The following is a 4,795-nucleotide window of genomic DNA, read 5'->3' as shown; positions in this document are numbered from 1 at the left end:
TATGAAAATAGAATTGGTGGTTGCATTCTGAACTTCCCTGAAGACACTTGCTGCCTGCCTGGTCACCAGACTGTATATCATTATACCGTCAGTTGGCGTTTTGACTCTGCGTATGCTGGGTAGCAATGGTGCAAGCGCAGCAAGGCTAAAAGCGTTCTTTCGTTTCCACCTCAAACAAATGTCCATTAGTACACCACTTTTCCAGTACCTTTTTGCATCTTCGGGACCATTATCCTTCAGGCACTTCCACATATCCTTCACTGCTATTTACTTTTATGGACATGCCATCCTTAAGGAAAATATATGGATCATCCTCCAGCCTGTCAACCAGCGGTATGGCAGAGATAATAGCACCCACAGCAACTATAGGTTCTGATTCCAGGTTTATCATAGCTGCAGGGGCAACTCCGTTCTTGAAGAGCTGGTATATTACATAGGAACCTACAGTGGAGCCTTTTCCATGCGGGAAGACCAAGACCTTGCCCTGCACAGACTGCCCGAAAAGTTCGTGGTTCGCATCTACTACTTTGCCAGTCTTGGGATCTACGTTACCCAAAAAGGAAATCGGATCATGCGTGAGCATCACTTGCCCCTCTGCACATCCCCTGGAAATAGTACGGCATTTGACCTTCATTCCTTCACCGCCTCCCTGATGCACTTATAGATATCACCAAATAGAGTAGGAACGCCGCACATTCCGGGTACGTATGCCAGAGCTTTGCCGGAGTTTACCATCATGGTCTTATATTTTTCAGTTGCCGGGGATACTACCATGCAGGTATCACAGACCACTTTTGCCCCGCTTTTTTCAATGGACCTGACAAGTCCGGGATGTTTGGCTGCAATCTCTCTGGAAGTGCAGATCCACACCTCTTTGTTCACAGTTTTTCCTTCGAGCAGTCCTGCTATCAAAGAGAGCTCAGCCGGAGAGCAATGTGGACAGCCGATAGTTACGATATCCAGGTCATTGATATCTGGTTTTGTCCTGTCATAGATTTCCCTTATCTGACTTTCCTCGATGACTATATTCTCATCAGGCCTTGCAAAATTGTTCTTCCTTGCTTCGGGAGTAACTCCTTCCACGTGGTATAGGGCAACCGCCCCGGAGGCAGCCATGGCAGCACCCAGAGATTTAAGCTCTTCATTGTCCGGCTTTCCTTTCAGGATGAACAAAGGCACTCTGCTGCCCACCATCTTCCCGACGATATACCCAAGGGCACCGTAATCTGAACCCTTCAGTTCACACTCCACTGTAACTGACATAGTGGGTTTACGCATCTCATCCAGATGATAGCCATAATTAGCGGTTTTACCCACAAGGGCTGCCGAGAGAGCCGATGGTCCACCTTCGCGGTTGGTCCTTGCCCCGATGACAGAGTTGGCATAGGAAACCGCCGAGGATTCGCTCCACGCAAGATGGTCTCCGTAGGTGGCATTGAATCCTTCAAGATAATAGGGAGTACATGTGCATTTTGCACTGATGCCCAGCTTTTCGTATGCCTCTATTATTAACTGCTGCTTATGTGCAAATTCGGAATCTATCCGCATTTTTTTCCAGTCCTGCAGGTCCATGCCCGCAGGATTGAGTATAGAAGGGATCTTTACTTTTCCATGCAGATCGGATATCCATTCCAGACCTGCATCGCCTATGGTCTTATATGAAACCCCGGCTATCTGCGCGCTTTTGACAGGTATGAGCCTGTCGGCGCCGTAAATATCACCTAGAGCAACAAGTATCTCAATGGCTTTCTGGAGTGTTTCACCTTCTTCGCCATCGAGCATTGCCTGTTCTTCTTTTGTGAGGTACATGGTCCACCTACTCGGGCATCTTCGCCCTTTCGAACATCTCTGCCTGCTTCAGGACTTTGGTAGCGTCTATGCCTATTTTAGTGGTCGTACCGTCGGGTGCACCCCTTGGGTCCAGGGAACTTCCCCTCACATTGGTGACGATCATAACATCCATATCTCCCTTCACGCGGGTCGCAATAGCGAACTCTACATCCTTGGGGTCGAAGATATCGATGTCCTCGTCCACTACCACTACATGCTTGAGGCTTGTGTGGCTGGCAAAGGCTGCCATGATGGCATTCTTTCCATCGCCCTCTGTCTGTTTCTCGATCTGCACCACAGCATGCAGATAACAGCATCCGCCTTCTGTGAGCACTACATTCTTCACAGTGGTCACTTCGCTTACTGCCCTGTAGATCTTGGGTTCGTATGGTACTCCCATCATAAGCAGGTGTTCCGGTCCTGCCGGGAGGATGCCGTGATAAATGGGATCTTTTCTGTGTATTATCCTTGTAATGTGGATCACAGGTTCAGGACGGATCTCATCGTAAGTACCGGTGATGTCAACAAACGGTCCTTCTTGAACACGTTCCACAGGATCGACATAACCTTCCAGTACAATCTCTGCATGTGGTACCTTTACGCCATTGCTACATTCGAATAATTCCACCGGAGCACCTCTAAGAGCTGCTGCATAATGAAATTCTTTTCCCAGAGGCACACGGGTTGTTGAGGCGAATGTAATTACAGGATCTGCACCGATAACAATGGCTATCGGAAGCTTATCTACTTTGGATGCAGCCTTTTTGTGCAATACATAGGTGTGTCTTGGAGGCACGAGTCTGGCAGCCAGCTTATCTTTATCAAGCACCATGAGGCGGTGTATGGATGCATTCATGGAGCCTTCGTACTCACTTACCACGATACCGGCAGTGATGTACAGGCCACCGTCCTTTGCAAAATGCTTCATTATGGGAAGGCTGTACAGGTCAACCTTCTCATCCACAACTTCCATGGTAGGAGATTCGGAAACTATTACGACTTCCCCGTCAGGCTGTACCTCAGAGAGCTTCTGAATGATCATATCCCGGGGCACCCCGAACATCGCTGCAAGCTCATCCCGCGTACCCAAAAGGTTCATGATCGCTTTCTTTCCCTCGATATCATGGAAAAGCACAGGCCCAGGTGTCTTTTTCGCTATCCTTGGAGCTTCGAACTCCCTTGAAACAGAGTCTTTGATCTCCGTGACCTTGCCACTGCTTCTTAGCTGCTCTATAAAATCTCTCATCGTATCTGGTTATTACATACTCAGAGGGATACATACATTTTTCGTGTGAAAAACTAAATCCAGAGAGAGCTTTTTATGATACCTTCAGGTGTGCAACGAAGAAGGAATCAGGAATACATAGGAATTACAAAAGCCACATGGACGCTTTTCATAACAGGTCAGCTATCATGATGACAGTTTTTGCAGCAATACACCTTGTATTGCATAAAAGATGGATAGTCTGCACAACCAAATATATTCTCAAGAAAGAAGAAAATGAATGCACCAGAGATTGATTAATGGATGTCGAAACTGTATAAAACTAAAGTGTCACTGAAATTGGTTCGGTATTTATTGTTAAATACAAGATGCAGACTTCGTAGGACAATTACAGGCAACATCATGCCAGGATTCAAATAAGAAGGAAGTTATTGCCTATTATCAGATATTATGATGTCCAAGGTTCTGAAAGGAAGCACTTGGTTAACATTCAAGTTTTTGATTAGAAATAATTTATAATTAGTATGGTATAGTTGTTATAGAAGACGAGAATATTTAAATATAGTAGGGCATATACATTATCTAGTATAATTGCATGGTGATGCACATGAAAAAAATACTGGTTTTGATATTAGCATTGCTTGTGATCACAACTTTTTCCAGTAGCACTGGATTGGCAGGTTCAGGCGATGAGAATTATAATGGAGAAGATGATGAGCAGCCCGGTGAGGGAGTAACTAATAATGATGACAATCCAGGCGATACAAAAGCCCAGGATAGCCCGGGAGACAGAACCAGATTCAAAGATAGATAATCTTTTATTTACCTTTATTTTTCAAAGGTGAAAATGTTCACAAGATATGTTTTAGAGGATTCTGATTAACCCTCTGTTTTTATGTTACCATAAACTTAGTGACATTAATTCATTTTATCTCTTTTTTTACTTTGTCTCTTTCATTTTTTCCTTCATTTTAAGTGTTTTCAACTGATGTAAGTTAAAGCAAAAAGCTGTCATAAGCATCTTTACATTTACTCTTTACACTGTGGTTACAAGAACTTTTCCTGCATTTGCTTTTGATTTGGAATGGCAATTAAGGCATAAATTGATTTCCAGAAAAAGTGCCGATGATATGAAAAGAAAATTTGATAAAATGCTGACTAGAATAAATCGTTTGAATATTCATAGACATGTATTTTGTGTGCCTCAAGAATAATCTTGTAACTCTTCAGTTACCTTCTTGGCCCACATCACCAAGACATGGGCCAATACTAAAATTCATTACTTACGCTGCTTCCAGCAGACCTTAAAGTTTGACTTCCAGAACTGGTCCTGAACTCTTGGTCGATTCTGCTCCTGTTATCCTCTCATCTGCGCTTTTGAGGATGTTGGCGATCATTTCAGAATAGGACATATCTGCCAATGCTGACATCTTGGCCAGATGTCCATCCCAGCACCATCCGGGATTGGGGTTTACTTCCAGAAGCTTCGGATGGCCTGCTGCATCCATTCTCCAGTCAAGGCGAGTGTAATCCCTGCACTCAAGCCTTTTGATCATTTTCAGGCTGCATTCCACAATGAACTCCTCAGTTTCCCTGGGGATGTCAGCAGCAATGGAACGGATCTTCCAATAGGGAGATTCAGGAATCCATTTTGCCTCATAGCCACACATTCTGGGCAACTCCGGAGGAAGTGCAGAATAATCCTCCTCAATGATAGGCAAAACCGTATAGTTATCAGAA

The 4,795-nt window shown here is 44.6% G+C and carries 4 protein-coding genes and 2 pseudogenes; 1 reads left to right on the top strand and 5 read right to left on the bottom strand.

All coding sequences use genetic code 11. The annotated features are described in order from the left end of the window. From A4E24_RS00165 to A4E24_RS00150, 4 genes and pseudogenes are all read right to left on the bottom strand, one after another. Nucleotides 1–186: pseudogene (locus A4E24_RS00165) on the bottom strand (TIGR04013 family B12-binding domain/radical SAM domain-containing protein); the annotation flags it as partial. Nucleotides 187–229: 43 nt separating this feature from the next. Further along, complete coding sequence (locus A4E24_RS00160; protein WP_292350638.1) at nt 230–634, bottom strand: DUF126 domain-containing protein; 405 nt, start codon at nt 632–634, stop codon at nt 230–232. Then, complete coding sequence (locus A4E24_RS00155; protein WP_292350637.1) at nt 631–1,809, bottom strand: aconitase X catalytic domain-containing protein; 1,179 nt, start codon at nt 1,807–1,809, stop codon at nt 631–633. Before A4E24_RS00155 ends, A4E24_RS00160 begins: the two co-directional genes overlap by 4 nt. Before the next feature lie 7 nt (nt 1,810–1,816). Then, nucleotides 1,817–3,076 (bottom strand): UbiD family decarboxylase, encoded by a 1,260-nt coding sequence (locus A4E24_RS00150; RefSeq protein ID WP_292350636.1) that lies wholly within the window; start codon nt 3,074–3,076, stop codon nt 1,817–1,819. Nucleotides 3,077–3,662: 586 nt separating this feature from the next. Between A4E24_RS00150 and A4E24_RS00145 the strand changes: the two genes are divergently transcribed. Beyond that, nucleotides 3,663–3,869 (top strand): hypothetical protein, encoded by a 207-nt coding sequence (locus A4E24_RS00145; protein ID WP_292350634.1) that lies wholly within the window; start codon nt 3,663–3,665, stop codon nt 3,867–3,869. Nucleotides 3,870–4,359: 490 nt separating this feature from the next. Here A4E24_RS00145 and A4E24_RS00140 read toward each other — a convergent pair. Continuing rightward, nucleotides 4,360–4,795, bottom strand: a pseudogene (locus A4E24_RS00140) (D-alanine--D-alanine ligase); the annotation flags it as partial.

Source organism: Methanomethylovorans sp. PtaU1.Bin093 (genome assembly GCF_002067275.1).
Classification (GTDB): domain Archaea; phylum Halobacteriota; class Methanosarcinia; order Methanosarcinales; family Methanosarcinaceae; genus Methanomethylovorans.
Note: the sequence above shows the minus strand (reverse complement) of the source record. Positions and strands in the feature narration are given on the sequence as shown.